The organism is Streptomyces sp. NPDC054786, assembly GCF_053611685.1.
In genome coordinates this window covers 1-3,587 of the sequence record NZ_JBSHAW010000097.1, presented here as the reverse complement: position 1 = coordinate 3,587, position 3,587 = coordinate 1, and the positions used below count along the sequence as shown (strand labels likewise).

The 3,587-nt window shown below is 74.1% G+C and carries 1 protein-coding gene; it reads left to right on the top strand.

Features of this window, described 5'->3' with window-relative positions:
- Positions 1–3,587: type I polyketide synthase (locus ACWGI6_RS38090; RefSeq protein ID WP_453271760.1), on the top strand; the 3,587-nt coding region annotated here is incomplete at both ends.

Below are 3,587 nucleotides of genomic sequence, written 5' to 3'. Positions count from 1 at the left end.
GCACCCGTCGACTGGTCCCCGCTACTCACCAACCGCCCCGGCACACACACAGACCTCCCCACCTACGCCTTCCAACGCCAACGCTACTGGCTCGAACCGGCCCCCGGCGGAGCCGGCGACATCGCCTCGGCCGGACAGACCGCCGCCCGGCACCCGCTGCTGAGCGCCGTTGTGAGGGCACCCGAGTCCGGCGGAGCCGTGCTCACCGGCCGGCTGTCCACTCGTACCCAGCCGTGGCTTGCCGACCACGTCGTGGGCGAGAACGTCTTGTTCCCCGGAACCGGCTTCGTCGAACTCGCCATCCGCGCCGGCGACGAGGTCGGATGCCGCACGCTCGCCGAACTCACGCTCATCGCCCCCCTGGTGCTCGGCCCCGGCGAGGCGGTCCAGCTCCAGATCGCGGTCGACGGCCCGGACAACCAGGACCGCCGCGCGGTCACCGTCCACTCCCGGCCCGAACATGCCGACCCCGGCGCGCCCTGGACCCGGCACGCCACCGGAACGCTCGGTGTCGGCCCTGCCCCCGCCTTCGACCTGGCCGAGTGGCCGCCCCGGAACGCCGAAGCCCTCGACATCTCCGAGCTGTACACGGCGCTCGCGGACACCGGACTGCGCTACGGCCCCCTGTTCCGCGGCCTCACCGCCGCCTGGCGCGCCGACGGCCACCTCTACGCGGAAGCCGCACTGTCCGACGACGCCCCCGCGGAGCGCTTCGGGCTCCACCCCGCCCTGCTGGACTCCGCCCTGCACACCGTCGCCCTCACCGACGTCGTGGACGGCCGCGCCGCCCTGCCCTTCGCCTGGTCCGGAGTGCACCTCCAGGCGACCGGTGCCCGCGGGCTACGCGTACGGCTCACGCCCGTCCACGACGGCGAGATCTCTCTGCTCGCGGCCGACGCGACCGGTGCCCCCGTGCTCTCCGTCGACTCCCTCGCGCTACGCCCGGTGGCGGACGAGGGGGCGGCACGCCGCGTCGACTCCCTGTTCCGGCTGAACTGGCAGGCCGCACCGGCCACCGCCGAACCCGGTCCGGTCGACTGGGTCCCGTGGGACCGGCTCGACGCCATCGCGGCCGTCCCCGGCCTCGTGGTCTTCGAGAGCCGGCCCGGCCTCGACGCCGCGGCCGTCCACTCCGCGGCCCACCAAGCGCTCGGCGTGCTCCAGCAGTGGATCGCCGACGAGCGCTACGAGACGGCCCGCCTGGTCGTCGTGACCCGGGGCGCCGTCGCGGCCGACGACGGGGAAGCAGTGACCGACCTCGCCGGCGGCGCGGTGTGGGGCCTCGTACGCTCCGCACAGTCGGAGCATCCTGGCGCGTTCGTCCTCGCCGACCTGCCGCCCACCATCGAACTCGCCGACGCGCTTCCCGAGATCGCGGCGTCCGGCGAGGAGCAGACGGTGTTCCGGGACGGCACCGTACGGGCCGCCCGCCTGGTCCGCGCGGCCACCGGAGACGCCACCCCCGCCCTCGACCCCAACGGCACCGTGCTGATCACCGGCGGCACCGGGTTCTTGGGCACGCTCTTCGCCCGCCACCTCATCACCACGCACGGCGTACGGCACCTCGTGATCCTCGGCCGCCGCGGCCCTGATGCACCCGGCATGACCGAGCTGGCGGCCGAACTCGGCGAAGCGGGTGCCGAGGTCACCGTCACGGCCTGCGATGCGTCCGACCGCGACGCACTCGCGGGAGTCCTGGCCGCCGTCCCCTCCGCCCACCCCCTGACCGCCGTGGTGCACGCCGCCGGTGTGCTCGACGACGGCACCCTCTCCTCGATCACCCCGGAGCGGCTGGACGGCGTCCTGCGGGCCAAAGCCGATGCCGCGCTCAACCTCCACGAACTCACCGCCCACCTCGACCTGGCGGCCTTCGTGCTCTTCTCCTCCGCCGCCGGAGTGATCGGCGCGCCCGGGCAGAGCAACTACGCCGCCGCGAACGCCTTCCTCGACGCGCTCGCCGCCCGGCGCCGGGCGGACGGCCTCGCCGGCCTCTCGCTGGCCTGGGGCTACTGGACCCAGGCCAGCGGCATGACCGGACACATTGACGACGTCGACCGCAGACGTATGTCCCGCAACGGACTGCTCGGCCTCACCGTCGAGGACGGTCTGGCCCTCTTCGACGCCGCCCTCGCCGCCGGCCACGCCCAGCTGGTGCCCGCGCGCTTCGACCTCGCGGCGATGCGGGCCGACGACGCCGCACCCCAGGCCGTCTTCGGCACCCTCGTCCCGGCCGCGCGCCGTAGCGCCGCCAGCGCCCGCGCCACGGCTGGGTCCTTCGCCGACCAGTTGCTGCGGCTGCCCGATGGCGAACGCCTCCACACCGCCCTGGGCCTCGTCACCGGCAAGGTCGCGACTGTCCTCGGCTACGCCTCGGCCGCCGAGGTCGCACCCGAACGCGCCTTCCGCGAGCTCGGCTTCGACTCCCTCAGCGCCGTCGAACTACGCAACCGCCTCGGGGAGGCCGCAGGCGTACGGCTGCCCGTCACCGTGGTCTTCGACCACCCCAGCCCGCTCGCCCTGGCCCGGCACCTGGTCGCCGAGGTCTGCGGCGACCGGACCGCCGAGGGAGCCCGGGCCGTCACCCCGGCCCGCGGCACCGACGACTCGATAGCCATCGTGGCCATGGGGTGCCGCTACCCCGGCGGGGTGCGTTCCCCGGAGGACCTGTGGCGGCTGGTCGCCGACGGCGCCGACGTCGTCGGCGAGGCGCCCGGCGATCGCGGCTGGGGCCACGGCTGGTACGACGAGGACGGTCTGCGCCCGCACACCAGTTACGTGCGGCAGGGCGGATTCCTCCATGACGCAGGGAACTTCGACACCGGCTTCTTCGGCATCAGCCCCCGCGAGGCCCCGTTCATCGACCCGCAGCAGCGTCTGCTGCTGGAGGTCTCGTGGGAGGTCTTCGAGCACGCGGGCATCGACCCAGCGCTGCTCAAGGGCAGCGCGACAGGCGTCTACGCCGGCGTGATGTCCCACGACTACGCCGCCAACAGCGGCACCGGTGCCATCGCCTCCGGCCGGGTGTCCTACACCTACGGGTTCCAGGGCCCAGCCGTCACCGTGGACACGGCCTGCTCCTCGTCCCTGGTCGCCCTGCACCTCGCAGCGCAGGCTCTGCGCTCCGGTGAGATCGACCTGGCCCTGGCCGGCGGCGTCACCGTGATGGCCAGCCCCGAGCTCTTCGTCGAGTTCAGCCGCCAGCAGGGCCTGGCCCCGGACGGCCGCTGCAAGTCCTTCGGCGGCGCGGCCGACGGCACCGGATGGGGCGAGGGTGTGGGCCTGTTGCTGCTGGAGCGGCTGTCGGACGCGCAGCGCAACGGGCACCCGATCCTCGCGGTGATGCGCGGCTCCGCGATCAACCAGGACGGCGCGTCGAACGGCTTGAGCGCACCCAGCGGCCCCGCGCAGCAGCGCGTCATCCAGCGGGCGCTCACCGCGGCTCAGCTCACCACGTCCGGCGTGGACGCGGTGGAGGCGCATGGTACGGGTACCCGGTTGGGGGACCCGATCGAGGCCCGGGCGCTGCTGGCCACGTACGGACAAGGGCGCGAGGAGGGCCGGCCGTTGTGGCTCGGCTCGATCAAGTC